Source organism: Proteus hauseri (genome assembly GCF_040139125.1).
Classification (GTDB): domain Bacteria; phylum Pseudomonadota; class Gammaproteobacteria; order Enterobacterales; family Enterobacteriaceae; genus Proteus; species Proteus hauseri_B.
The window spans coordinates 89,800-116,587 of record NZ_JBEEUB010000012.1 but is presented as its reverse complement, the minus strand read 5'-3'; the positions used below and the strand labels follow the sequence as shown (position 1 = coordinate 116,587).

Genomic DNA, 26,788 nt, shown 5'->3' with positions numbered 1-26,788 from the left:
TATTTTCATTAGTACAGCATAAAAACACTTGCTAATTAGCAATTAATAGACTAACCCAATAATTAATATTATTTTTAATAGAATAAAAAAACCAGCGAAGTCGCTGGTTTCCTATTCAAATCAATCAATTATTAGCAATTGGAGTCTCATGTAGGTAGTACCATTGCCAATCATCATTATGAGAATTACGTCTCAATAACACCACAGACTGGCGCATAAGAATTTTCTTATTTTCATGATGTATTTCGCGATATCTGACGGTAGCCAAACAATCGGACTGGTAAATTATTTTATAATTGTCTGTTTCTATCTTTAGACTGCCTCTTTTACCTGCATTTTGACTGAACAAAGAGATAACTTCGTCGTAAGTCGCTTCTTTTCCACTAAGACCAACCATCGAAAAGTCTGCTGATAAGTGTGTTTTAATACTATCTAATGCCTCAATGGATAATGGTGATTGAGTAAAAATAGTTTCAATTGCATTATGAAGCGTTTTTACACTTTCTATTATTGCGTCAGTATCAAGATTCATTATGTATTTCCTGAGAAGTAATCTGTTTTTTTAACGTTAACAATAACGTTAATGGTAATATCCCAATAAAAGCGCAACTGATAAACGTTATGCTATAAGCTGCTTGAGACGAATTGAATAAAGAGAGGGTATTAAATAACATAGCGACAACTGTTGCCCCTATGCTGAAAACGACTTGACGATTGATATTCCAAATAACACTTGCTTGAACAAGTTCTTGTGAAACGAAATCATATAATGCCGTTGTTTGCGCTGTATTTGCGCCAATTCCACCACCAATTCCCATAATTAAATAGGCAACAATAAGTAGTGTAATGTCATTAGGCACATTAACTAAAGCTAACAAAGCAATGCCAGTGCTATGTAATAACAGTGCAATAATAAATAAGTATTTCATGCCTAATTTATTATAAAGCACACCACTGGTTACCATTGCAGTAAATGCACCAATGGCATATAGCAGCATAAAAATACCCGTTCCTTGACCAGTAAAACCTAAATGCTGCTGTAAATAAAATATCGCCAAAATATTAACGCCAGTAAAAACGCCAGGAATGCAGTAATAAACAAAGATTGAAAGTGAAAGCTTTCTATTTTTTAATAATTGTAAATTAATAACCGGAGATGAATGACATCGATAATGGCGATAATAAAATATAAAGAATAGGACCGTTAGAATTAAAGCAAACAATGCTAATAGCGGTGAATGATATTCACCATAAGAAGAGAGTGCTAATAATCCAGAAACGATCATTAAGCTAATTAAAATAACACCTTTAATATCTGGTATATTTTTCCCTGTAGGTAACGGCTCTTTTACCCATAGAAAAGCGAGAAATGCGGTAAATAAAGAGAAAGGAATATTGCTATAAAATACCCAACGCCACGATACTACATCAACAATTAATCCCCCTAATGTTGGTGAAATCGCAGGAGCAATAAGCGCAACAGCCATAATCAACGTTGATATTTTGCTTCTTTCATGACCTTGAAAATATTGAAAAGTCAGCGCTTGTCCAATAGGTATTAGTAACCCACCACTCATACCTTGTACAAAGCGCCAAAATATAAGTTCGCCAAAATGGTGAGAATACCCTACCAACGCTACTGATAAACTAAAAAATAGCATTGATGTAACCATCAGTGCCCGAATACCAAAACGTTGAGATAACCAATGGCTTAATGGAATAATAAGCGTTAAACCAAGAATATAACTATTTGACACCCAAGTAACTGAAACGATAGAAACTTGCATATCTTCTGCTATTGCAGGAAGTGCTATCGCTGACATAAAAATATTAATACAGTCGATAAAGAAACCAAGCAGAAAAATAAGCGCAATACGGTAACGATAAGTCATAAGAATCCTCCGCATATAGAATACGAAAGATTGACGAATAGCGTCTATCTGACAAAATAGAACTTATTGTTTAATCAGAGTAAACAATCATGCAAAACCAAATAGATAGGATCCGCTCTTTTATTGCGGTAGTTGATACGGGCTCATTTACTCAAGCTGCAAGATATTTACGCCTAAGTAAATCAATGGTAAGTATTCATATCAAAGCGTTAGAAACAGAACTCGGTGTTTCTTTACTTAATCGTAATACACGCAGATTTACGCTGACTGAAACAGGTGAAATACTTTATCAAGATTTTCGCCAAGTCTTAATGCAATTAGAGCAAACGCTCGATAAAGCGCGTCTTGGTCAACAAGAGTTGCAAGGTTACTTACGATTAAGCTCAACCTCTGAATTTGGTGAATACTATATTTTGCCGCTATTAAATCAATTTATGCAGTTGCACCCTCAACTACAAATTCAGTATATGTTTAATTCATCAATTGATGATTTAATTAACCATAAATTAGACCTTGCTATTCGTTTAGGCACGCTCAAAGACAGTAACTACCGCCATAGAAAGCTCGCTGATTACACAATAAAACTGGTTGCCTCTCCTCTTTTATTGCAAAAATTCTCATTAGAAAATAGCGAAGATTTATCCACACTACCCTATTTAGCAAATAGTAATTTGCGTCATAGTAAACTTAGCCATGATGTTAAGTTAAATGCGCTATTTTCACAGCTGCATCAAAATAGCTTTTTTGAAACCAACACCATTGCTGCATTAAAAAAGATGGCTATTAACCATGCTGGTATGACGATTTTACCGCAATGGTATATTAAAGAGGAACTTGCAAAAGGTGAGCTTATTGCTCTTTTTCCTGAATTACCTCTATTATCACAATCAGTAAATGTTATTTTTCCTTATGGTGAGCATGTACCACGGAAAACACGCTTATTCATTGATTTTTTAAAAGAAAATATTAAATTAGATATATAAATAATAAAGAAGTTTGATAAAAACCGGAGAATAAAAAGAATGGGGGAAAACAATTAAAATACCTTATTTCTTTTTCATTGAGTGATAAGAAATAAGGCATTTCTATTAACTGAAGAAATAATACAACCCTATAATCAGAATAATAATTGCAGGGATTGGATGCAGTAAACATTTTGCAACAACATGTTTAGGATGAAATGCCACCCCAAAAGTTGCACCTGCACATACAGCCCAAATCAATAATATTCCTTGCCAAATAGCCAAAGAGCTTGTATTAGCGGCAAAGCGGCTAGGATCCCACATTACACAGAATGCCATACCCAGTGCCATGATTAAAACAAGAGCCCTAATCGGGCCCTTGTTTAGTAGTTGGTAGCTTTTATCCAACATTATTCTTCACTTTCTGAAGTTTTTTTTGCTTCAGCGTGCTCGTAAGCCAGTCCTGCGATTACCGCAATACTACAAGCGAAGAGTGTGCCGAGAAGCCATGCAAAATACCACATACTCTATGCTCCTTAGTAAAGACTATGATTATTGCCTTCGATAAATTTCTTATCAAGGCGACCATGCATTTTCCAGTAACACCAGATGGTGTACAGCAGAACCAGTGGTACGAAGATAATCGCAACAACAGTCATTACCTGAAGAGTAAACAGGCTAGATGTTGCATCCCACATTGTTAAGCTCACATCTGGGAAAGTGCTTGAAGGCATCACAAATGGGAACATAGTCACGCCACAAGTCAAGATAACACAAGCAATAGTCAGTGAAGTGAACAGGAATGCCCAACCACCTTTATTTGCTTTGGTTGCTACAATCGCCAGTAAAGGAGCAATCAGACCTAATGCAGGCAGTGCCCATAAAGCTGGATATTTGTTGTAGTTTGTCATCCAAGCACCTGCTTCATGAGAAACAGTTTTCAGCAATGGTGATGATGGACCAGCAGTATCAACAGCACTAGTAATAATAAAGCCATCAATACCGTAGATTAACCACACACCTGCTACTGCAAATGCTACGAAAGTGATTAATGAGGTAATGTAAGTTGCTTTACGAGTACGCTCATGCAGCTCACCTGTAGTACGCATCTGAAGATAGCTTGCACCATGTGCAATAATCATCATTAAGCTAATCACACCCGCTAATAAACCATATGGGTTTAATAGACCTAACAGGTTAATGATAGCGTTAGTTGTACCATTGTAAGATACACGTTGCATGCTATCGACTTCTAATGGAACACCTTGTAATAGGTTACCAAAAGCAACACCGATAACTAATGGTGGAACGAAGCTACCAATAAAGATGCCCCAATCCCACATACCACGCCATTTTGGAGATTCTAGTTTAGAACGGTAGTCAAAACCGACTGGACGGAAGAAGAGTGCCGCCAGTACTAAAATCATACCGAAATAGAAACCAGAGAATGCCGCAGCATAAACCATTGGCCATGCAGCAAATAACGCACCACCCGCGGTGATTAACCATACTTGGTTACCATCCCAGTGAGGTGCTACTGAGTTAATCAAAATACGGCGTTCAGTGTCATCTTTTGCGATAACTCGCAATAAAACACCAACACCCATATCAAAACCGTCGGTGACAGCAAAGCCGATCAGTAAGATACCAATCAGTAGCCACCAGACAAACCGCAATACTTCATAATCAAACATAGTGGACTCCTGTGTTACTTACTTTGTGCAGAAGAAGTAGTCTTCTGTTCAAAGTGATAGCGACCCGTCTTCAGGCTACTCGGCCCAAGGCGACCAAATTTGAACATCAGGAACATTTCGGCAACTAAGAACAGAGTATACAGACCACAGATTAGACCCATTGAGACAAGAATATCAGCTTGTGTCAGTGATGAAGTCGCAACTGCTGTAGGTAAGATTTCCCCGATAGCCCACGGTTGACGTCCATATTCTGCGACAAACCAACCTGCTTCAATAGCAATCCAAGGTAATGGAATACTAAACAGGGCAGCACGCAACAACCATTTGTAGTTACCAATGCGGTTTGACAGAACAGTCCAGAAAGAGATTGCTACAATTAATAACATCAGGAAGCCAGAAGCAACCATTAAACGGAATGACCAGAACAGAGGCGCTACATTAGGAATTGTATCTTTTGCAGCCGCTTTAATTTGTTCTTCACTCGCATCAACAACTTGCTCTGTATAACGTTTCAACAGTAATCCATAACCAAGATCTTGTTTCACGTCATTAAATGCTGCACGAACTTGAGGATCTGTGTTACCAGAACGCAGCTCATTCAGTAATGCGTAAGCTTTCATACCATTACGAATGCGCACTTCGTGTTGACTCATTAAGTCATTTAAACCTAATACAGGCGTATCGAAAGAACGCGTTGCGATAATTCCCATTACATAAGGAATTTGTAGAGCAAACGAGTTTTCCATTTTTTCTTGATTAGGGAATGCAATCAGATTAAATGCAGCAGGAGCTGCTTCTGTATGCCATTCACCTTCAATTGCCGCCAGTTTGGTTTTTTGTACGTCACCCATTTCGTAACCAGATTCATCACCTAGAACGATAACAGATAATACAGCTGCAATACCGAAAGTTGCCGCAACTGCAAAAGAACGTTTTGCAAAACCGATATCACGACCTTTAAGTAGGTAGTAAGAGCTGATACCTAATACGAAGAATGCACCAGTACAGTAACCAGCAGCAACAGTGTGAACAAATTTCACCTGAGCAACAGGGTTAAGAACCAGATCAGCAAAGCTCAACATTTCCATTCGCATGGTTTCAAAGTTGAAATCTGCAGCGACTGGGTTTTGCATCCAACCGTTCGCGACAAGGATCCACAGTGCAGAGAAGTTAGAACCGAAGGCAACTAACCACGTTACCATTAAGTGTTGCTTCTTGCTTAAACGATCCCAACCAAAGAAGAACAATCCGACGAAAGTTGATTCTAAGAAGAACGCCATTAAACCTTCGATAGCGAGAGGCGCACCGAAGATATCACCGACGTAATGAGAGAAATATGACCAGTTAGTACCAAATTGGAACTCCATGGTCAACCCAGTTGCGACACCCAGAGCAAAGTTAATACCAAATAACTTACCCCAGAACTTTGTCATATCTTTGTAAACTTGTTTACCAGACAGAACATATATCGTTTCCATGATTGCCAGCATAAACGCCATACCAAGCGTTAATGGTACAAACAGGAAGTGATACATTGCTGTTAAGGCAAACTGTAACCGTGACAGTTCGACAATATCAAACATCTTGACTCCTTGCTCCTAGCAGGAAGACACCGACTTGCGGCAACCCGACTTTATTAAATAATAAAGCCTCATAACTACCAGCAATAAATGCCTCTAAAAACAACAACGAATATTAAAGACCAAAAACACAATACCTTACAAATAGTACGCTTATATTTACATATAATAAATATATTTTGCGTGACCCAGATTTGAATTCTGAGCTTAGGTCAACAATACGACTTTTAAGTTAGTAACAGCATATTTGATCGTGCGCCAATTTAAGCATACTCAGAAATTTTTGCCACAATTAATAACTTGACCTACATCAAAAAAACACTTTAATGTTAACTAGTTGCGAATAATTTACCCAATAGTTAGCATTATGTTAAAGCAATGTTGATTTTGTTTTTGAATTTAATTTACCTCTCTATATTTCCTATAAAAAACTTAACTTTTTATTTTCATAAGCGAGTTAAAAATAAACACATTTAATTATGTTTCACTAATTTTAATATTAAAAACACATTTTTGCAGGTAAAAAATAAATGTTTTAAAAAAATAATCTATTAATTAGTAAGTTAAAATTTACCGTTTTATAATATAGGAAAAATAGGATTAATATAACTATAAGTTTAAATAGCTAAATAGATTCTTATTTTGATAATCAATTTTAAATGTTATCAATAAAATTAGTATTTTCTTTTTTTTCTATCATTATAAAAAATCGCTATTAATCAAGCATAACCTATATTTTAATAAAAAAATAAAAAATGGACATAACAAAATAAAATCAATAAGTTAGATTCATTGAATTATAATAATCAATAAAGTTCGATAATCTATCTGTTATAAAGTAATATTTTTTTAATATTCAAAGTACGATTAATGCCATAAAAATTGCGTTATAGAGAAAATGCAATAAAACATCAGGAAACTAAGAAAAATTCGACTTTAAGTGATGACACAATGAAAATGTGTTTTTTTTCCACTAACTAGCCTCTCGATCTTCCACTCTTATCCATTCATTAATATGTTTCAAAATGAAAAATTGCACTGACATAAAAAGCAATTTTGGGACTGTTCTTAGTTCATAAGTGTAGTTAAAAAATATTAACTTGCTACTAATTACATATTATCGAGTTTAAATTGTATAAAAAAAACACAGAACAAGAAGCAAGTATCCTTAATTTCATTTTCCGTTTACTACAATCTATTTATCAAGGTTATTTTTAACAATTCACCCCAAAAAACACTTTTTATAAGAAAAAATGTACAACAAGAATGATAGAAAAAATACTTTTCAACAATTTAACCGCATAGATCAATTTTTGATAAAATCATTATAAAACATAGTTCTAAAGAGATACATAGATTTACTAGCTATAAAAAAGACAATTTTGCTACGACATAATAGAAATCTAAAAATGCAGACAAAAAAATACCAACCTATATTTAGTAGGCTGGTATTTTAATAGTATCAAACTGAGATTATTAACAGAATTGTTACTTATTTAACAAGTGACTTAATTGCTTCGCCGATATCTGCCAAACTACGAACAGTTTTTACACCGGCAGCTTCTAATGCGGCAAATTTCTCATCAGCAGTACCTTTACCACCCGCGATAATCGCACCAGCATGACCCATACGTTTGCCTTTAGGCGCAGTAACGCCAGCAATGTAACCAACAACGGGTTTAGTAACATGATCTTTGATATAAGCAGCAGCTTCTTCTTCTGCTGTACCACCTATTTCACCAATCATCACAATGGCTTCAGTTTGTGGATCTTCTTGGAATAACTTCAGAATATCAATAAAGTTAGAACCCGCAATTGGGTCGCCACCAATACCAACACAAGTTGATTGACCTAAACCTACATCCGTTGTTTGTTTAACAGCTTCGTAAGTTAGCGTTCCTGAACGAGAGACAATGCCTACTTTACCCGGTAAATGAATGTGTCCTGGCATAATACCAATTTTACATTCACCTGGAGTGATAACTCCTGGGCAGTTAGGACCAATCATTCGCACGCCGGCTTCATCTAATTTTACTTTTACAGTCAGCATATCCAATGTTGGAATACCTTCTGTAATAGTGATAATTAGTTTGATGCCTGCATCGATAGCTTCAAGAATGGAATCTTTACAAAATGGTGCCGGTACATAGATAACAGTCGCTGTTGCGCCAGTTGCTTCTACTGCTTCACGAACGGTATTAAATACAGGTAGACCTAAATGTGTGGTGCCACCTTTACCGGGTGTTACACCGCCAACCATTTTAGTGCCATAAGCAATTGCTTGCTCAGAATGGAATGTTCCTTGGCTACCGGTGAAGCCTTGGCAAATTACTTTGGTATTTTTATCGATTAAAATGGACATTATTTTGCCTCCGCTGCTGCAACAACTTGTTTAGCGGCATCTGTTAGACTTTTAGCGGCGATAATGTTTAATCCGCTATCAGATAATTTTTTGGTGCCTAACTCTGCATTGTTTCCTTCAAGACGTACAACAACTGGAACATTGACGCCCACTTCTTCAACAGCACCAATAATACCGTCTGCGATTAGGTCACAACGAACAATACCGCCAAAAATGTTGACTAATACAGCACTCACATTTTCGTCTGACAAAATAATTTTAAACGCTTCTGTTACACGTTCTTTAGTTGCACCACCACCTACATCGAGGAAGTTTGCTGGCTCACCACCATGAAGTTTAACGATATCCATGGTTCCCATCGCTAAACCTGCACCGTTAACCATACAACCAATATTGCCATCTAACGCAACATAGTTAAGTTCCCACTGCGCTGCTTGTGCTTCACGAGGATCTTCTTGTGATGGATCGTGCATTTCACGCATCTCTGGTTGACGATATAATGCGTTGCTATCTACACCTAATTTACCATCAAGACAGATAAGGTCGTCTTCTTTAGTAATAACCAGTGGGTTAATTTCAATTAGCGCCAGATCACGCTCTAAGAAAATAGTTGCCAGCCCCATAAAAATCTTAGCGAACTGACTAACTTGCTTGCCTTTTAAGCCCAGTTTAAAAGCGAGTTCTCGTCCCTGATAAGGCATAGGACCTGTCAGTGGATCAATTATTGCGCGATGAATCAGCTCTGGTGTCTCTTCGGCAACTTTTTCAATTTCAACGCCACCTTCTGTTGAAGCCATAAAGACAACACGACGGGTAGCACGGTCAATCACGGCTCCAAGATAAAGCTCTTTCGCGATATCTGTTGCTGCTTCAACCAAAATCTGTGTAACGGGTTGGCCGTTAGCATCCGTTTGATAAGTCACCAAACGTTTGCCTAACCATTGTTCAGCAAATGCGCGAATCTCTTCTTTAGATTTAACGACTTTTACGCCGCCCGCTTTACCACGTCCACCCGCGTGAACTTGACATTTCACGACCCAAGGGCCCTGACCAATTTTCGATGCAGCTTCTTCTGCCTCACGCGGTGTGGAGCAGGCGAAACCAGCAGGTGCTGGCAATCCATACCGTGAGAAAAGCTGTTTTGCCTGATACTCGTGTAAATTCATGATGTTCTATCCATAATCTTGTTGAAAGTCGGGCTTTCTTATTTTTTTGACTATAAGCCAGAGAAATCTGACTTCACGAACACACTGTACTTCTTTGATGTTTATGTATGCTGCTTGTGATAGGCAGGAGGAGCATCTCCTGCCTAAAAGCGATATTTATTACCTATACATCAAGTAATAAACGAGCTGGATCTTCTAGCATCTCTTTGACTGTCACTAAGAAACCAACAGATTCACGACCATCGATTAAACGGTGATCGTAAGAAAGCGCTAGATACATCATTGGTAGAATAACAACCTGGCCATCTACTGCCATTGGGCGATCTTTAATAGCATGCATACCCAAAATAGCGCTTTGTGGTGGGTTGATAATTGGTGTTGACATCAATGAGCCAAAAACACCGCCATTAGTAATAGTGAAGTTACCACCCGTTAAATCTTCAACGGTTAACTTACCATCACGGCCTTTAACCGCTAATGCTTTGATATTTTTTTCGATATCCGCCATGCTCATTGCATCTACATCACGTAATACTGGTGTTACCAGACCACGAGGTGTTGATACGGCGATACTGATATCAAAATAGTTGTGATAAACCACATCAGTGCCATCAATAGAAGCATTCACTTCTGGATAACGTTTGAGTGCTTCAACTACGGCTTTAATATAGAAAGACATAAAGCCTAAACGTACACCATGACGTTTTTCAAAAGCTTCACCGTATTGATTACGCAAATCTTTAATTGGCTGCATGTTGATTTCGTTAAATGTAGTCAACATTGCGGTGGTGTTTTTCGCTTCTAATAAACGCTCAGCTACACGCTTACGTAAACGTGTCATAGGGACACGTTTTTCACTGCGGTGCGATAACAGTTCTTGTGGTACCTGAGCCGCTGGTTGTGCTGCTGGCTTATTACTAGAAACATGACCTTCGATATCTTGGCGAGTTAAACGCCCACCCACACCGCTACCTTTAACATCAGCAGGATTAATATCGTGCTCAGCAACTAAACGACGAGCGGTTGGACTTAGTGCATCGTTATTGCCTTTTTCTGCAATGTCTGCACTTTGACGTTGTGCTGGTGTGCTACCTTGAGCAGGTTTAATATCAGCAGGAATACCAGTGCTATCACCAAGACGAATACGACCTAATAACTGACGTGATCCAACAGTTGCACCTTCGTCTTCAAGAATGCTTTCTAATACACCCGCTTCACTTGCAGGGACTTCTAATACAACTTTATCTGTTTCGATTTCAACCAGCACTTCATCGCGTTGAATGCTATCACCAGGTTTTTTATGCCAAGTTGCGACCGATGCGTCAGCAACTGATTCAGGGAGATCCGGAACTAGAATATCTACACTACTCATTTTCTATCCTTATTTATTCAACTTTCAGTGCATCTTCAACCAGAGCTTTTTGTTGCTCCTGATGAACAGAGGTATAGCCAACTGCTGGAGAGGCTGATGCAGGACGTCCTGCATAACGTAATGTTGCGCCTGTAGAGATAGCATCACGGAAGTTATGCTGGCTACAGTACCAAGCACCCTGATTCAGAGGCTCTTCTTGACACCAAACGAAATCTTTTACATGGGCATATGGTGCAAGAATTTGCGCAATATCTTCATGTGGGAATGGATAAAGTTGTTCAATACGAATAATGGCAACGTTGTTTTGCTCATTAGCACGACGCTGTTCTAATAAATCGTAATAAACCTTACCCGAACACATGACAATACGTTTCACATCAGCGGGTTTTAACGCATCCACTTCACCAATAACAGGTAAAAACTTACCGTTTGCTAACTCATCAAGCTCAGAAACCGCTAATGGATGGCGTAACAATGATTTTGGTGACATTACAATTAATGGACGACGCATTCCACGTAATGCTTGGCGACGTAACATATGGTAAACCTGAGCGGGTGTTGATGGCACACAGACCTGCATATTTTGTTCTGCGCACAGTTGCAGATAGCGCTCTAAACGTGCAGAGGAGTGTTCTGGACCTTGACCTTCATAACCATGTGGCAACAGCATCACCAAACCACACATACGACCCCATTTTTGCTCACCAGAGCTAATAAATTGGTCGATAACAACTTGTGCAACGTTAGCAAAGTCACCAAACTGCGCTTCCCAAATAGTCAGTCCACGAGGTTCTGTTGTTGCATAACCGTATTCAAAAGCCAGTACCGCTTCTTCAGTTAATACAGAATCCCAAACATTAAATTGACCTTGCGAATTATGCACATTGGCTAATGGTACATAAACTGAGCCGTTAGTTTGATTATGAATGACCGCATGACGATGGAAGAAAGTACCACGCCCCGCATCTTCGCCTGAAAGGCGAATGGTAATACCTTGGTCAACTAAGGTTGCATAAGCCAGCGTTTCAGCAGCCCCCCAATCGAGTAATTTCTTACCTTCAGCCATGACTGCTCTGTCAGCATAGATTTTCTCAACACGAGATTGCATCACTATCTCAGCAGGAACATTACTCACGCGACGAGCTAAATCTTGTAGGCGTGTTTTCTCTACTTTATGTGGATACGCTTCGTTCCACTCATGATTAAGATACGGTTCCCATGTAAAAGAGTTCAGCCCCATAGGACGATACTCTTCAACAACACAGTCACCACGATCTAATGCATCACGGTAAAGATTCACTAATTCAGTAACATCATTTGCATCAAGTAAACTTTGCTCAACTAATTTATCCGCATAGATTTTACGTGGCGTTGGATGTTTTTTGATTTTTTGGTACATCAAAGGCTGCGTTGCATTTGGCTCATCAGCTTCGTTATGACCATGACGACGATAACAAACTAAATCAATCATCACATCGCGTTTAAAGGTATTACGGAAATCCAATGCTAAACGCGTAACGAATGCAACCGCTTCAGGATCATCTGCATTAACGTGGAAAATTGGAGCCTGAACCATTTTGACAATATCAGTACAATATTGTGTTGAACGGGCATCTTTTGGATTTGATGTGGTGAAACCAACTTGGTTATTGATAACAATACGAACAGTACCACCCACTTCATAACCACGCGCTTGAGACATGTTTAAGGTTTCTTGAACAACCCCTTGTCCTGTCACTGCCGCATCGCCATGAATCGTAATAGGTAGAACCATATTGCTGCGCGCTTCATCTAAACGATCTCGACGAGCACGAACAGAACCAATAACGACAGGGCTAACAATCTCAAGGTGAGATGGGTTAAAGGCTAATGCGAGGTGGACTTGTGCCCCTTCTGTCGCAAAATCTGATGAGAAACCTTGGTGATATTTAACGTCACCTGTTCCTAAATGCTCTTTATGAATACCCGCAAACTCATCAAATAAGTCTGCTGGTTTTTTACCTAAGATGTTAACCAGAACGTTTAAACGTCCACGGTGCGCCATACCAAGAACCACTTCACGTGTATCTTGTTTACCTGCATGGCGAATTAAATCCTTTAACATTGGAACTAATGCATCACCACCTTCTAAAGAGAAGCGTTTTGCACCCGGAAATTTAGCACCTAAATAGCGCTCTAAACCTTCAGCAGCAGTTAGCTCTGTTAAAAAGCGAAGTTTCTCTTCTTTAGTAAATTGTTCTGCAACATTAACTGATTCTAAACGCTGTTGAAGCCAACGTTTTTCTTCTGTATTGGTAATGTGCATATATTCAGCACCAATTGAACCACAATAAATGCGTTTCAGAGCTTCATATAATTCACCTAGTTTCATGGTTTCTTTGCCAATAGCAAAAGATCCCACATTAAACGTTTCTTCAAAGTCTTCTTTCGTTAGATTATGGAAAGCTGGATCTAAATCAGGAACAGATTCTTGTTTCCATAACCCAAGCGGGTCGAGATTCGCATTTTGATGACCACGAAAACGAAAGGCGTTAATGAGCTGCAAAACTTTGACTTGTTTTGAGTCCGTAGCCGGATCACTTACCGAGGTATGATATCGAGTGGATTCTTTAGCGAGGCGTCTGAAGTAGTCGCGGGTTTGAGAATGCGACTGCTCTATGCCTTGACTTGCGGGCAGTTGTTGAAAAATCTCTCTCCAACTTTCGTCAACAGAGTTTGGGTCAGTTAGGTAATCTTCATAGATATCTTCTATGTAAGACTGATTCTCTCCTGCTAGAAATGTCGATTCTAGCCAGTCCTTCATTGCGCCGTTCTGCATTATGATCCCTTAAGCTATACAGCTTTAGTTCGCCGTGGATAACTAATACCGTGATTAAACGGTGTCGATTGCAAGGTTCTCTTATGACCCGCTCTCTCGCAGGTTCTTAAATATGGAGCTTAGCTCTCAAGGAACCTTTAAGCACTGTCTGACAGTGTTTAAAGATGCCTAGTTGTACACACTTATTATTGCAAACGCCTAACTTAGTTTTTCCATTAACCGCCCTAACTATTTTAGGGCGGTTATTATTTTATGCACTACGTTTTAACAACATTGACTTAATGTGACCAATTGCTTTTGTCGGATTAAGTCCTTTAGGACATACGCTGACACAATTCATAATTCCATGACAGCGGAAAACACTGAAAGCATCGTTAAGATCATCAAGACGAGATTCTGTTTCTGTATCACGACTATCAATCAAAAAACGATATGCAGCTAACAGCCCTGCAGGTCCGATAAATTTATCTGGGTTCCACCAGAATGACGGACAAGAAGTTGAACAACACGCACAAAGGATACAATCATAGAGTCCATCAAGCTTTGCACGTTGTTCTGGTGACTGTAAGTTCTCACGAGCAGGAGGATTTTTGTCATCATTCAGTAAATAAGGACGAATCTTCTCATATTGTGTATAGAACTGAGTCATATCTACTATTAAATCACGGATCACGGGTAAACCGGGTAACGGTCTGATCACAATTTTCTTACTTCCTCTGCGTAAAGATGAAATAGGTGTGATACAAGCCAAACCATTTTTACCATTCATGTTCAAACCATCTGAACCACAGACCCCTTCGCGACAAGAACGACGGAACGATAAAGTAGGATCTTTTTCCTTTAGCTGAATTAATGCATCCAATAGCATCATGTCACGCCCTTCAGGTGCTTCTAGGGTGTAATCTTGCATATGCGGTGCATTGTCAACATCGGGGTTGTAACGATAAATCGAAAATTCAAGTTTCATAATTGAGTCTCCGCAACTTCAATAACACCGCTAATTAATATGTACGCACTTTTGGAGGGAAAGCCTCACGCAGTTTCGGCTGCATATTGACTTCACGTCGTGTCATTGTTTCGGTTTGCGGTTGATATAATGTATGGCATAACCAGTTCGCATCATCACGTTCTGGGTAATCGAAACGGCTATGAGCACCACGACTTTCTGTACGATAGTTTGCAGATACCGCTGTGGCATATGCTGTTTCCATCAGGTTATCTAATTCTAAGCACTCAATACGCTGGGTATTAAATTCGCTTGAATTATCATCAAGTCGTGCGTTGTGTAAGCGCTCACGAATGACTTTCAGCTCTTCTAAGCCTTTCGCCATTGCATCACCTTCACGGAATACTGAGAAGTTATGCTGCATACAAGATTGCAGTGCTTTACGAATTTCAACGGGATCTTCACCAGAGCGATTATTTTCCCAGCGATTTAAACGCGTCAATGCGGCTTCAACATCTGAATCGCTCGCTTCACGCATTGTACCTTGTTCCATAAGTGACTCTTTTAAGTGAACCCCCGCAGAGCGACCAAATACCACTAAGTCAAGTAGCGAGTTACCACCTAAACGGTTTGCACCATGAACAGATACACAAGCAATTTCACCAACAGCGAATAAGCCTGGAATAACTTCGTCTTCGCCTTTTTCATTCACTCGAATAGCTTGACCCGTTACTTTTGTTGGAATACCACCCATCATATAGTGACAAGTAGGAATTACCGGAATTGGCTCTTTAATAGGATCAACGTGAGCAAAAGTACGAGAAAGATCAAGAATACCAGGTAAGCGAGACTCCAGAACTTCTTTACCAAGATGATCGAGTTTCAATTTAGCATGAGGCCCCCAAGGACCATCACAACCACGACCTTCACGGATTTCAATCATAATAGAACGTGCAACAACGTCTCGACCGGCAAGGTCTTTGGCATTTGGTGCATAGCGTTCCATAAAGCGTTCGCCGTCTTTATTTAGTAGATATCCACCTTCACCACGGCAACCTTCTGTCACTAACACACCCGCGCCAGCAATACCGGTTGGATGGAATTGCCACATTTCCATATCTTGCAGAGGAACTCCTGCACGAACCGCCATACCAACACCATCACCAGTATTAATATGCGCATTAGTGGTTGATTGATAAATACGACCAGCACCACCTGTAGCCAAAATGGTTGCGCTCGCTTTAAAATAGACAACTTCACCCGTTTCAATGCAAATTGCAGTACAACCAACGATATCGCCATCTTGGTTCTTCACTAAATCCAGTGAATACCATTCAGAAAAAATGGTTGTATGATTTTTTAAATTCTGTTGATAAAGGGTGTGTAATAATGCGTGTCCTGTACGGTCAGCAGCAGCAGCAGTACGTGCAGCTTGTTCACCACCAAAATTTCTAGACTGACCACCAAAAGGACGTTGGTAGATGCGACCATCATCAAGACGAGAAAATGGTAGCCCCATATGTTCTAGCTCTAAAATTGCTTCTGGGCCAGTTTTGCACATGTATTCGATAGCATCTTGGTCACCGATATAATCAGAACCTTTAACGGTATCGTACATATGCCATTCCCAGTTATCTTCATGTGTATTACCTAATGCAACGGTAATACCACCTTGAGCTGAAACAGTATGAGAACGCGTTGGAAAAACTTTAGATATTAGTGCACATGACAGCCCCATTTGGGAAATCTGTAAAGCAGCGCGCATTCCCGCACCACCAGCCCCAATAACGACGGCGTCAAACTCTCTTATTGGCAGATTCATTACACACCCCACACCACAATTGTTCCATAAATAAGATAAACCAACAGCGCAACTACGATAATAAGTTGTAGAGTTAAGCGTAACGCCACTGATTTAATATAATCCGTTAACACTTGCCACATTCCGATCCATGCATGAATAAGAATAGAAAGCAGAGTCAATATGGTGAAAACTTTGGTTAAGGATGAGCTAAAGAACCCACGCCATACTTCATAAGTAATGTCAGTTGTTGCAATAAAACCCAAAAAATAGAGCACATATAAAACAATGATGATGGCAGTGGCACGTAAGAATAACCAATCTTGAATACCAGTACGGCCCAAAGTCGATGAATTACTTACCATACTAATACCCCCGCCAATATTGATAAAATAACAGTAATTACCATTGAAATTGCCGCTGAATTGCGACCAACAATCAATGTTTCATCAATAAAGCCGAAGTCCATCAACATATGACGGATACCACCACAAATATGGTATGCCAATGCTGTTAGGATGCCCCACAAAATAAATTTTGCGAAGAAGCCAGTCATTATTTCAGCTGTTTGCTGAAAACCTTCAGGAGATGAGAGAGAGGTGCCAAGTAACCACAGTAGAATACCAACTGCGACTAACATGATAACCCCAGAGACGCGATGCAAGATCGATGCGATAGCAGGTAGTGGAAACTGTATCGTCTGTAAATCCAGATTGACAGGTCTTTGTTTTTTCACAATTTATGCCCACACAGCTTTTATAATTTTTCCTTCCTCCGGACCTGGATGGAAATCAAACAGCGAATGGGGTACAAAGGCACATTTTAAGTAAAATGTTAATTCCGTCTATTTTACGAAAATTGTGGATTCGTTACGCTGGTTCTCCATACAACAGCGGTTCCGGAGACCTGAGCGCAGTATAAGTCCTTCACAAAATTATTACAATTACCACACAACTAGTGTGCCTGACATTTGCCTCGAACAGTGAGAGGGATCACGATCTCATACATCTGATGCAAAAATGGTTATCATTTTTGACACATGTACAACATTTTAATTACATTTACTGCATAATTTTAATGATTATGTTTTTTTTGTGCGCAAACACGCTTCCAGAAACCGCAAACTTATGTAAAAGTGTTGGCAGTACTAATTCTAAGTGCATTGCATAAAAAAGCACCTAAAAAAACATAACATCAAAAGCTCCGTAACATAAGTGGCACACTATAGACCTAGATTTTTATTGGCATTAAATAAAACTCGCTAGGTATCCTACATCAACTATAGTTTCACTATCGAAGTGCATCTTTATGAAGATAACACTCGACAATGTTAGGAGATTAATAAGCGCTAAGGAGATTATAAATGGCTGATAACAAAGCTAAGCTAACGATAGATGATACATCTGCGGATTTGGACGTTCTCACCCCTACACTCGGTTCCAAAGTCATTGATATTCGTACTCTCGGCTCCAAAGGTTATTACACCTATGATCCCGGCTTTACTTCAACCGCATCTTGTGAGTCAAAAATTACTTTTATCGATGGTGAAAACGGCATATTACTCCACCGTGGTTTTCCTATTGGGCAATTAGCAACGGAATCAACATATTTAGAAGTTTGTTACATTTTGCTTTATGGCGAAGCTCCTACACAAGAGCAATACGACAACTTTAAGAAGACGGTAACTCGCCATACAATGATCCATGAACAAATCACTCGACTGTTCAATGGATTCCGTCGTGACTCTCACCCAATGGCTGTTTTATGTGGTGTGACTGGTGCACTAGCGGCGTTCTATCATGATGCTCTTGATGTTAGTAATCCTGTTCACCGTGATATTACGGCTTATCGCCTGCTCTCTAAAATGCCAACCGTCGCCGCCATGTGTTACAAATACTCTATCGGTCAACCTTTTGTTTATCCGCGTAACGACCTTTCATATGCAGGTAACTTCCTTCATATGATGTTTGCAACACCTTGCGAAGAGTATGTGATTAACCCTGTTCTTGAACGCGCAATGGACAGAATTTTAATCCTGCACGCAGATCACGAACAAAATGCATCAACATCAACTGTACGTACTGCAGGCTCTTCTGGTGCAAACCCATTTGCCTGTATTGCTGCGGGTATCGCCTCTCTTTGGGGACCGGCTCATGGCGGTGCAAACGAAGCATGCTTGCGTATGTTGGAAGAGATTAAAACGGTCGAACACATCCCTGAATTTATTAAACGCGCAAAAGATAAAAATGACTCTTTCCGCTTAATGGGCTTTGGTCACCGCGTTTATAAAAACTATGATCCACGTGCAACAGTAATGCGTGAAACTTGTCACGAAGTGCTGAAAGAGTTAAATCTGAATGACAGCTTGCTTGAAGTGGCAATGGAATTAGAACGTATTGCATTAAACGACCCGTACTTTATTGAGAAAAAACTCTACCCTAACGTAGATTTCTACTCAGGTATTATTCTCAAAGCATTAGGTATTCCATCTAATATGTTTACGGTAATCTTTGCGATAGCACGTACTATTGGTTGGATTGCTCACTGGAATGAAATGCATGAAGATGGGCTGAAAATTGCACGTCCTCGCCAGCTTTATACTGGTTATGATGAACGTGAGTTCCACAGTAATACCAAAAAGAAATAAGTTAATTTAAGATTCGCTTTTTCTCTTGCTAAGCCCCGTTAACTATCGGGGCTTTATGTTTTAAGTCACAAATAAAACAGCACGATTAATTTTTCAAATATTCCTGTGGTGTTTGCCCGGTCATTTTTTTAAAAAAAGTAATAAATGCACTATCACTGGCAAAGCCTAATATTTGGCTAATATCAATATAACGATGATGCATAGCTAATAATTCGATAGCTTTCATTAATCGCCACTGCTGTCGCCACTGCTGATAACTTAATCCTGTCTCTTTATAAAACAAGCGTGTAATCGTTTTTTCGCTGGCACCGACATGTTTTGCCATCTCTTGCAACGGTGGTGGTAATTCATGAAATGATAATTTACTTAATCGCCTATCTTTAGGCATTGATAAGTGATTAGGTTGTCGTTGAGACTGTTTTATTTCATCAAAGAATACCGCCAGCAAATTAGCATAGCGCCCTTCTTCCCACTGAGTTTCAAAATCTGCAATTGTAATTCGTTCTAATACTTCTCTAAGCAGTGGTGAAATGGTTAAAATTTCACTCTCTATAGGAAAATTATCATGATATTTATCAGAGAGATAAACTGAACGATAACCAACAGAGGCATACATTTCTACACGATGCGCTATTTTAGGTGGGATCCATGCTATTCGCATTGGTGGTAATACAGACACCCGATCAGACAATGTTATTCTCATACAGCCAGATTGCGTAAATAACAATTGCCCTCTATCGTGCGAATGAAAACCTGAATCGTGCTTTCCCATTTCTGCTGCAATACCAACGACTGATGCAAGATGCTCTTCTGGCACAAAGTGGTCGTATTGATTAAGCCAAGCCATTACTTGTCCTATTTGGAAAATAATATGTCTTTATGTTTATAACTAGACATTATTTATCTCTGTATTCTGTCATCAAGATTTAACGTTTCAGGATATACAACAGATGAACAGAAAACTCTCTTTATGGTTAGCAATTGCGTTAATGATGTTTCCCCAAATTGCAGAAACCATTTATAGCCCAGCGCTTACTGATATTTCAAACGGCTTTAAGGTTAGTGCAGGTGAAGCTGGACAAACACTTTCGCTCTATTTTTTTGCTTTTGCACTGGGCGTCATTATATGGGGTCGGTTATGTGATGTCATTGGGCGTCGTCCGACTATGCTTGCTGGGCTATTTATTTATGCCATTGCATGTCTTGGTGTATTTATGACGCAAGACTTCTCGGTTTTATTGGGATTACGCATGTTATCCGCATTTGGTGCAGCGGTAGGATCCGTAGGAACACAAACGATTATGCGAGATGTCTATAGTGGCGATGAATTAGCGAAAGTTTTCTCCGTTATGGGTGCAGCTATCGCATTAAGCCCAGCAATTGGCATGTTAAGTGGTTCGTTACTAGTAAACTACGCTGGTTATCAAGGCGTGTTTAGTGGGCTTGCATTGCTTGCGGTTATTTTATTGTTATGGAGCACGTTTGCATTACCAGAAAGCCGCCCTGAAACGATAAAAACCTCTCCATTAGGAGAGACTGCAATAAAAATGCTAGGTGATAAGCAAATTGCCAAAACAGTGTTATTAATTGCCTTTTTTAATATCAGTTTATTTGCTTATTATCAGCTGGCACCTTTTATGTTTGATAAACAAGGCTATAGTGCCAGTACCTTTGGTTATAGCGGTATTGTATTAGCATTAGGTGTTGGTATTGGCTCTTTTATTAATAAAGCGTTATTAAACCGTCAGTGGTCATGTGCACAGTTAGTGTTATTAGCCAGCGTTATCGCGTTAATCAGTGCGATCGGTGTTTATTTATTACGTAATCACATTAGTTTTATTATTCCAATGATGGGGAGTGTTATTGCTTATGGTATTGCTATTCCCAATATACTCGCGACAGCTTTAGCGCAATATAAAGACCGTTTAGGCACCGCGGGTGCATTATTAGGTCTATTCTATTATTTATTTATTGGTGGTGGGCTTGCACTGGCAGGATGGGGACAAGATTTAGCCATAACCCTACTTATTTGCAGTGCGGGTTCATTAATACTCTCTTATTGTGGTCAGTCAAAAAAATAATAAACCTCAGCAGCCTCTTTTAAGAGGCTGTTTTTATGTTATTACCTTAAAGCGCATTAATTTTTCCTATGAATGCCTTATTTTTTTCTTTTTTTTTAAGCCATAATATTCTTATCTAGCGTTGATTAATGGCACTGGGTTTTCGCTTATTATTCGGTGTATTTCTTACTGTTATTTTTTAATCGGTTTTGATAAGTATTAACGCTTATTCCACTCAACAGACAATTCTTAATTTTTTTAAATCCCACAATAAATGCCTTATTTATCACTTCTTCATTTTCAGTCGTTTTTCCTGATATAAGCATCTATATAAAGATAAATTGAATGTTAATAAAGTTAAGCGATATTTTTTAGCGTTTATCTCTATAAATTTCACAAAACATACAGAACACGCTAATACCAACAGCGGATAATCAAATTGTTCGTTTCGCTATTTCATGGTAAAAAAAACTGTTTATCCATACATAGCTTAAGGAACTGGCGTGATAAAAAAAATCTTAGACATTTTTCCTATCTTTGGGAAAAAAGATGTCGCAATAACCGAAAAATACCTTCAGGAATCTCTTGTACTACTCGCTACATTTGATGAAGAATTACCTAAGCGTGCATTAAACTATGTGCTCACTGGTGAAAATCCTGAGGTTCTTTTTGAATTAAATAAGCTGGATGCTTCAACAGCGGCAGTTTACTTTGATAAACCTGGCACTTTAGAGTGGTGGTATGCTCATAGTGTTAATACAGGTAAATACAGCAAAGTTATCACCCAAGGTCTTAATGCTCGACACAAACTTTACTCTAAAGTCGGCGATGGCTTTTCAGCAGAGCAAATTGCACGTTATGGCAAAGTGCTTGCAGCTGCATGTCAAGATATCAATATTAAAGTCACCACAAAAGAAGTACCAACATGGGTGCTTTATCTGTTAATTGATGTGTTTTATAACACTTTTGAGAATGCAAATAAGCTCAACTTAGAGCATAGAAAACATTGGAGTATGGCGTTTATCGCCGATCTGGTGGCGCAAGAAGCGAATATCGCGGGTGAAAATGCGTTATTTGCCGTATTTGATAGAAAAGATATTTCTGAATACTATGCAACAAATCTTAAGCGTATTTATGAGCTATCTGACTTACATGATTACGTACTTGAACACCAAGAATTTGTTCGAACAACTTTAATTGAGAAGTTATCTGCAAATGGCTTAGTTGAGCTTATTAACTACCTTAATAAAAACACCATACTGCGCGATACCTTTGCTGATGTGATTATTTTACTTGCCACCAGCAGCTTAAAAACGGTCAAAAAAGCGGCAGAGCCTATTCTTAATACCTTGCCTGCCGATATCGTTAAAGCAAATTTAACTCATGTTTTACTTAACGGCACACCAAAACAGCGTACACAAGCAGCTGATTTATTTGCTCGCCAAGGTGAAAACCGTGATGTGCTAGAAGAAGCACTAAAGAATGAAATCTCTAAAGCGGTACAAAAAAGTATTGAAAGCGCCCTATTACGTTTTAATGTTATTGATAATGCAAATACCATTGAAGCGATAGAAGCACCTGATTTTACGCCGCTAGAAGATACGCCATTACCAGAAAGTACGCGTGATATTCTGGTTAATAACTATCATGAGATTTTAGAAAAAGCGAAAGAAAACGCAGAGCGTGAAATTGAAGAAAATAAAACCTCAAAACACTCTTATAATTGGGCACAACGCCATTATAAAGATCTGTGCAAACTTGATGACAAACAGTGTCGTGCATTAGTTGATAAATTAAATAGTGGACAAGGTTCTATTCAGTCCAATGAAATTCAAATTATCAAACATAAGAATCGTGTCCAAAATTTACCTGAATACACTTTTTTCCATGCGGTCCGATTAATTACTAATAATCGTCAACATGCAGAACATTTCTCTTCACACTATTTTAATGGCGAAATTCCTGAGCGCTTATTTAGTGATATTGAATTACGTCATATTGAAAACGTACTACAACGATGTAGTTTTAAAAATGCAACACGCGTGACTGCTGCACTGTGTTTAGAATCTTATCAAGATGGATTACGTCGTTTCCGCAAACCAGAACAAGTATGGCCTTTCTTCTCTCAATATTCTGATTTTATTGCAGAAGCACTCAATTTGATGCCAAATCAAAGTGAGCATCGTTATCGTCAGTTTGAAACATCGCAAGCTGTTGATGTTTTGGCTCGATTCCCGACTATTCCATCTCAATTTGTACCGCGTATTATGGAATTAGCGTTAGGTGAAAACAAAACTCACCGTGTTTCTGCACAAAAGTTATTAGAAACACTGCCTAATATTCATTTAAGTGCTCAAGAAGGCTTATCTTCAAGTAAACAAGAGATCCGTGTAACCGCAATAGAATGGCTGGCACGTTTGAATAATCCAGATTCATTGCCTGCTCTTAATGCGTTATTGAAAAAAGAGAAACGTGAAATTGTTCGTGCTTCATTGCTTACTGCGTTAGAACAATTAGGTGTTGATATCTCTAGTTATCTCTCACCAAAAACCCTATTAGCAGAAGCAGAAAAAGGATTAAAAGCCAAGGCACCAGCAAGTTTAGCGTGGTTTAATTTTGATGCTATTCCTGCATTAACATGGCAAAACAAAAAAACGGTTGATCCTGCGATTATTCGTTGGTGGATTATTCTGGCAGTAAAACTAAAAATGCCAGGGGGTAACGCATTACTTCAACGCTATATTGGTCTACTTTCCGCAGAAAGCCAACATAAACTGTCTAGCTTTATTCTGCATACTTTTGTGGCTCAAGATGTTAAAGGTCCAACACTTGAAGAAGCAATGGTAGAAGCTCAACGAGAAGCACCGGGACGCTTAAGTAATTATCAAAACTGGGCTAAACGCTACCCTGAATACTATGCTAAATATACCGACTTCACATTAGAACAAGTGGTTGAAGAGATTAAAAACGAAGTACTGCGTCGTTATTTAGGCTCTGCTATTAGTGATAAAGGGATGCTGGCACTAATTTGTGGTATCGAAGGTCATGTGGCTGTATCTGTATTACGTAACTATATGCGTGATCACTATCAGCGCCGCGCGCAAATTGAAGCGATGATTGATGCTGTTGCTTCAAGTAATGACCCCATTATTATTCAGTTATTACTCTCGCTTTCACGCCGTTATCGCACCGCATCAGTGCAAGAAAAAGCACGTAACCTTGTTACGCTTATTGCAGAGCGTAATGGTTGGAGCGCTGATGAATTAGCTGACAGAACCATTCCAACGGCTGGATTTGATGATACCGGTACTTTAGTACTGGAATATGGCGAGCGTATCTTTACGGCAAAAATGGATGCTAAGCAAAAGTTAGTGCTATTTAATCCAGAAGGAAAAGAAGTTAAAGCGCTTCCAGCAGCACGTAAAAATGATGATGCAGAGCTAATTAAAGAAGCGAAAAAACTCTTCACTTCCAGTAAGAAAGAGCTAAAACAAGTTATTGAGCTGCAAAGCGTGCGTTTATATGAAGCAATGTGCGCACAACGTCAGTGGTTAAGTGCTGATTGGCAAGAATATATTCTCGCTCACCCTATTATGCACAAACTGATTGAACAGCTTGTTTGGCAAGAAGTGAAAGATAATCAAGTCATCAATACATTCCGCCCTTCTGATGATGGTGCATTACTTAATCTTGAAGATGATGAAGTGACTTTATCTGATGATTCATTGATTCAATTAGCGCATGCCGCTTTGGTTGGTGAAGATGAAAGAAAAGCATGGATTGCTCACTTTAAAGATTACAAAGTGAAATTCTTGTTCTCACAAATGGAACATAAAATCCCAGAGTTAGATCTTAAACTCACCGAAATTGAAGATAAAAAAGGTTGGATAACAGATACCTTCACATTGCGCGGAATTTTAACCAAAATGGGTTATCAACGTGGCCCAGCTGAAGATGGTGGTTCGTTCTCTCACTATTATAAGTTCTTCTCTAGCTTAAACTATTACGTCAATATTGGCTTTAGTGGTAGTTATGTGCCAGAAGAGAATATTCCAGCGGTGCTGTTTGATTTAAGTTTTGAGAAAAACCAGCAAGATTACTGGAATCGCAATAATGTTGAGCTAAAAGAAGTACCGCCAATTTTATTAGCAGAAAGCTATGCTGACTACCTAAAAATTGCTGATGCCTGTGCAGGATTTGATCCTGAGTGGGAAAAGAAAACACCTTGGTAAAAATGATATTGGTAAGCAACATATTTGCACATAATTGTTGATATACCGTTGTGTGCAAACAATAGGGATAATTGGGAAAGAATAATGGCTAAAAAAGCACCTGTAGAGCAGCTAGCAATTAGGGAAAGCGCAGAAGTTCGATTTGCTGATGAACTTGAACGTTTAACACAAGCGGATAGCAATAATCCTAAACCACAAGGATGGCTTCGCTCTCCTCGTGCTGTTCGTCAATTTGTTTTAGGTGATGATGCATTAGGCATCACACCTAAGTTTTTTGGCGATGATGCATTAGTTGATCGTGCAATTGTCACGTTATTGGGTAAACAAGGTTTAATGTTAGTTGGTGAACCGGGTACAGCAAAATCGATGTTATCTGAACTTTTTGCTGCAGCAATCAGTGGCGACTCAGGATTAACTATTCAAGGTACAGCGGGTACAACAGAAGACCACATTAAATACTCATGGAACTATGCATTGCTATTAGCGGAAGGTCCAACAGAGCGTGCTTTAGTGGGTTCTCCGTTATATCAAGGCATGTTACAAGGTAAAATTGTTCGCTTTGAAGAGATAACTCGCTGCCCACCTGAGATTCAGGATGTGCTGGTCTCTTTGATGTCTGAAAAACAGCTGATGATCCCTGAAATGGGTGATGGTGCACGTATTAGTGCCAAACCGGGTTTTAACCTTATTGGTACTGCAAACTTACGTGACCGAGGTGTTCATGAGATGTCTGCGGCATTAAAGCGTCGTTTTAACTTTGAAACCGTTAAACCTATTCGTGACCCGGCATTTGAGATCTCTTTAATTCATTCACAACTCGAAAATGAATTAGGTGCTTTAGCCAGTGAAATAACCGTTCCTGCTGATGTCGTAACGCTTTTGGTAACGACATTCCAAGAGTTACGCTCAGGTAATACGCAAGATGGCGGCAATATAAAAACCCCTGATGCAGTAATGTCTACCGCAGAAGCGGTAAATATTGCTTATGCCTGTGCATTAGAAGCGCACTACTTGGGTGATGGTGTTCTCAATGCGGGTGCGATAGCACGTCAGTTAATTGGTGTTGTATTAAAAGACAACGCTGATGATATAAAACGCATGCGTTATTACATGGATAACGTAGCCAGAGAACGTGCTAGAAACAGCAAAGAGTGGAAAGCCTTCTTTGACGCATCAAAAGAGTTTTGGCAATAAGCCTTATAGTTGATTGCTAAGTACTAAAATAGGTTATTTATCAACAAAATGCCGAGTGAGTA

Annotated in this window: 20 protein-coding genes; 5 read left to right on the top strand and 15 right to left on the bottom strand. The window is 39.1% G+C overall.

Annotated elements, in window-relative coordinates:
* Positions 1-124: 124 nt before the first annotated feature.
* Together ABN099_RS17275 and ABN099_RS17270 are read right to left on the bottom strand one after the other, a co-directional pair.
* Complete coding sequence (locus ABN099_RS17275; protein WP_349465618.1) at positions 125-532, bottom strand: hypothetical protein; 408 nt, start codon at positions 530-532, stop codon at positions 125-127.
* The gene (locus ABN099_RS17270) at positions 522-1,892 is read right to left on the bottom strand and encodes an MFS transporter (protein WP_349465616.1); all 1,371 of its coding nucleotides are present in this window, start codon (positions 1,890-1,892) and stop codon (positions 522-524) included. Before ABN099_RS17270 ends, ABN099_RS17275 begins: the two co-directional genes overlap by 11 nt.
* Positions 1,893-1,981: 89 nt before the next feature.
* On the opposite strand from ABN099_RS17270, the gene ABN099_RS17265 reads away from it, so the two are divergent.
* On the top strand, positions 1,982-2,875 hold the full coding sequence (locus tag ABN099_RS17265) for a LysR family transcriptional regulator (protein WP_349465614.1): 894 nt from the start codon (positions 1,982-1,984) through the stop codon (positions 2,873-2,875).
* Between the two features lie 105 nt (positions 2,876-2,980).
* Here the strand turns inward: ABN099_RS17265 and ybgE are convergent, their stop codons facing one another.
* The 12 genes from ybgE to sdhC all read right to left on the bottom strand — a co-directional run bounded on the left by ybgE (position 2,981) and on the right by sdhC (position 17,332).
* Positions 2,981-3,265, bottom strand: coding sequence for a cyd operon protein YbgE (gene ybgE, locus ABN099_RS17260; protein ID WP_349465612.1), 285 nt, complete (start codon positions 3,263-3,265; stop codon positions 2,981-2,983).
* Complete coding sequence (cydX, locus tag ABN099_RS17255) at positions 3,265-3,378, bottom strand: cytochrome bd-I oxidase subunit CydX (RefSeq protein ID WP_004244425.1); 114 nt, start codon at positions 3,376-3,378, stop codon at positions 3,265-3,267. Before cydX ends, ybgE begins: the two co-directional genes overlap by 1 nt.
* A 12-nt stretch (positions 3,379-3,390) precedes the next feature.
* The gene (gene cydB / locus ABN099_RS17250) at positions 3,391-4,548 is read right to left on the bottom strand and encodes a cytochrome d ubiquinol oxidase subunit II (protein ID WP_349465610.1); all 1,158 of its coding nucleotides are present in this window, start codon (positions 4,546-4,548) and stop codon (positions 3,391-3,393) included.
* Positions 4,549-4,562: 14 nt separating this feature from the next.
* Positions 4,563-6,131 (bottom strand): cytochrome ubiquinol oxidase subunit I, encoded by a 1,569-nt coding sequence (gene cydA, locus ABN099_RS17245; protein ID WP_349465608.1) that lies wholly within the window; start codon positions 6,129-6,131, stop codon positions 4,563-4,565.
* A gap of 1,489 nt (positions 6,132-7,620) precedes the next feature.
* The gene (sucD, locus tag ABN099_RS17240) at positions 7,621-8,490 is read right to left on the bottom strand and encodes a succinate--CoA ligase subunit alpha (RefSeq protein ID WP_349465606.1); all 870 of its coding nucleotides are present in this window, start codon (positions 8,488-8,490) and stop codon (positions 7,621-7,623) included.
* Complete coding sequence (gene sucC, locus ABN099_RS17235) at positions 8,490-9,656, bottom strand: ADP-forming succinate--CoA ligase subunit beta (RefSeq protein ID WP_349465604.1); 1,167 nt, start codon at positions 9,654-9,656, stop codon at positions 8,490-8,492. The genes sucD and sucC overlap by 1 nt, the downstream gene beginning before the upstream one ends.
* Positions 9,657-9,819: 163 nt before the next feature.
* Positions 9,820-11,028 carry a 2-oxoglutarate dehydrogenase complex dihydrolipoyllysine-residue succinyltransferase gene (gene odhB, locus ABN099_RS17230; protein ID WP_349465603.1) on the bottom strand — a complete coding sequence of 403 codons (1,209 nt, stop codon included), beginning with the start codon at positions 11,026-11,028 and terminating at the stop codon, positions 9,820-9,822.
* A gap of 13 nt (positions 11,029-11,041) precedes the next feature.
* Positions 11,042-13,846, bottom strand: coding sequence for a 2-oxoglutarate dehydrogenase E1 component (gene sucA, locus ABN099_RS17225; RefSeq protein ID WP_349465601.1), 2,805 nt, complete (start codon positions 13,844-13,846; stop codon positions 11,042-11,044).
* Between the two features lie 250 nt (positions 13,847-14,096).
* Positions 14,097-14,813 carry a succinate dehydrogenase iron-sulfur subunit gene (locus ABN099_RS17220; RefSeq protein ID WP_349465599.1) on the bottom strand — a complete coding sequence of 239 codons (717 nt, stop codon included), beginning with the start codon at positions 14,811-14,813 and terminating at the stop codon, positions 14,097-14,099.
* A gap of 34 nt (positions 14,814-14,847) precedes the next feature.
* Positions 14,848-16,614, bottom strand: a complete 1,767-nt coding sequence (gene sdhA, locus ABN099_RS17215; protein WP_349465597.1) for a succinate dehydrogenase flavoprotein subunit — start codon at positions 16,612-16,614, stop codon at positions 14,848-14,850.
* The gene (sdhD, locus tag ABN099_RS17210; RefSeq protein WP_349465595.1) at positions 16,614-16,958 is read right to left on the bottom strand and encodes a succinate dehydrogenase membrane anchor subunit; all 345 of its coding nucleotides are present in this window, start codon (positions 16,956-16,958) and stop codon (positions 16,614-16,616) included. The genes sdhA and sdhD overlap by 1 nt, the downstream gene beginning before the upstream one ends.
* The gene (sdhC, locus tag ABN099_RS17205; RefSeq protein WP_349465653.1) at positions 16,952-17,332 is read right to left on the bottom strand and encodes a succinate dehydrogenase cytochrome b556 subunit; all 381 of its coding nucleotides are present in this window, start codon (positions 17,330-17,332) and stop codon (positions 16,952-16,954) included. The genes sdhD and sdhC overlap by 7 nt, the downstream gene beginning before the upstream one ends.
* 624 nt (positions 17,333-17,956) lie before the next feature.
* Between sdhC and ABN099_RS17200 the strand changes: the two genes are divergently transcribed.
* On the top strand, positions 17,957-19,240 hold the full coding sequence (locus tag ABN099_RS17200) for a citrate synthase (RefSeq protein WP_349465593.1): 1,284 nt from the start codon (positions 17,957-17,959) through the stop codon (positions 19,238-19,240).
* Between the two features lie 85 nt (positions 19,241-19,325).
* On the opposite strand, the gene ABN099_RS17195 is transcribed toward ABN099_RS17200, so the two are convergent.
* Complete coding sequence (locus ABN099_RS17195) at positions 19,326-20,087, bottom strand: AraC family transcriptional regulator (RefSeq protein ID WP_349465591.1); 762 nt, start codon at positions 20,085-20,087, stop codon at positions 19,326-19,328.
* A gap of 103 nt (positions 20,088-20,190) precedes the next feature.
* On the opposite strand from ABN099_RS17195, the gene ABN099_RS17190 reads away from it, so the two are divergent.
* The 3 genes from ABN099_RS17190 (at position 20,191) to ABN099_RS17180 (ending at position 26,726) form a co-directional block, all read left to right on the top strand.
* Entirely contained in the window at positions 20,191-21,321 is a 1,131-nt protein-coding gene (locus ABN099_RS17190; RefSeq protein ID WP_349465589.1) for a multidrug effflux MFS transporter, read from the top strand.
* Positions 21,322-21,803: 482 nt separating this feature from the next.
* Positions 21,804-25,532: a DUF4132 domain-containing protein gene (locus ABN099_RS17185; protein ID WP_349465587.1), complete on the top strand. Its 3,729-nt coding sequence runs from the start codon at positions 21,804-21,806 to the stop codon at positions 25,530-25,532.
* Between the two features lie 84 nt (positions 25,533-25,616).
* The gene (locus tag ABN099_RS17180) at positions 25,617-26,726 is read left to right on the top strand and encodes an ATP-binding protein (RefSeq protein WP_349465585.1); all 1,110 of its coding nucleotides are present in this window, start codon (positions 25,617-25,619) and stop codon (positions 26,724-26,726) included.
* Positions 26,727-26,788: the final 62 nt, after the last annotated feature.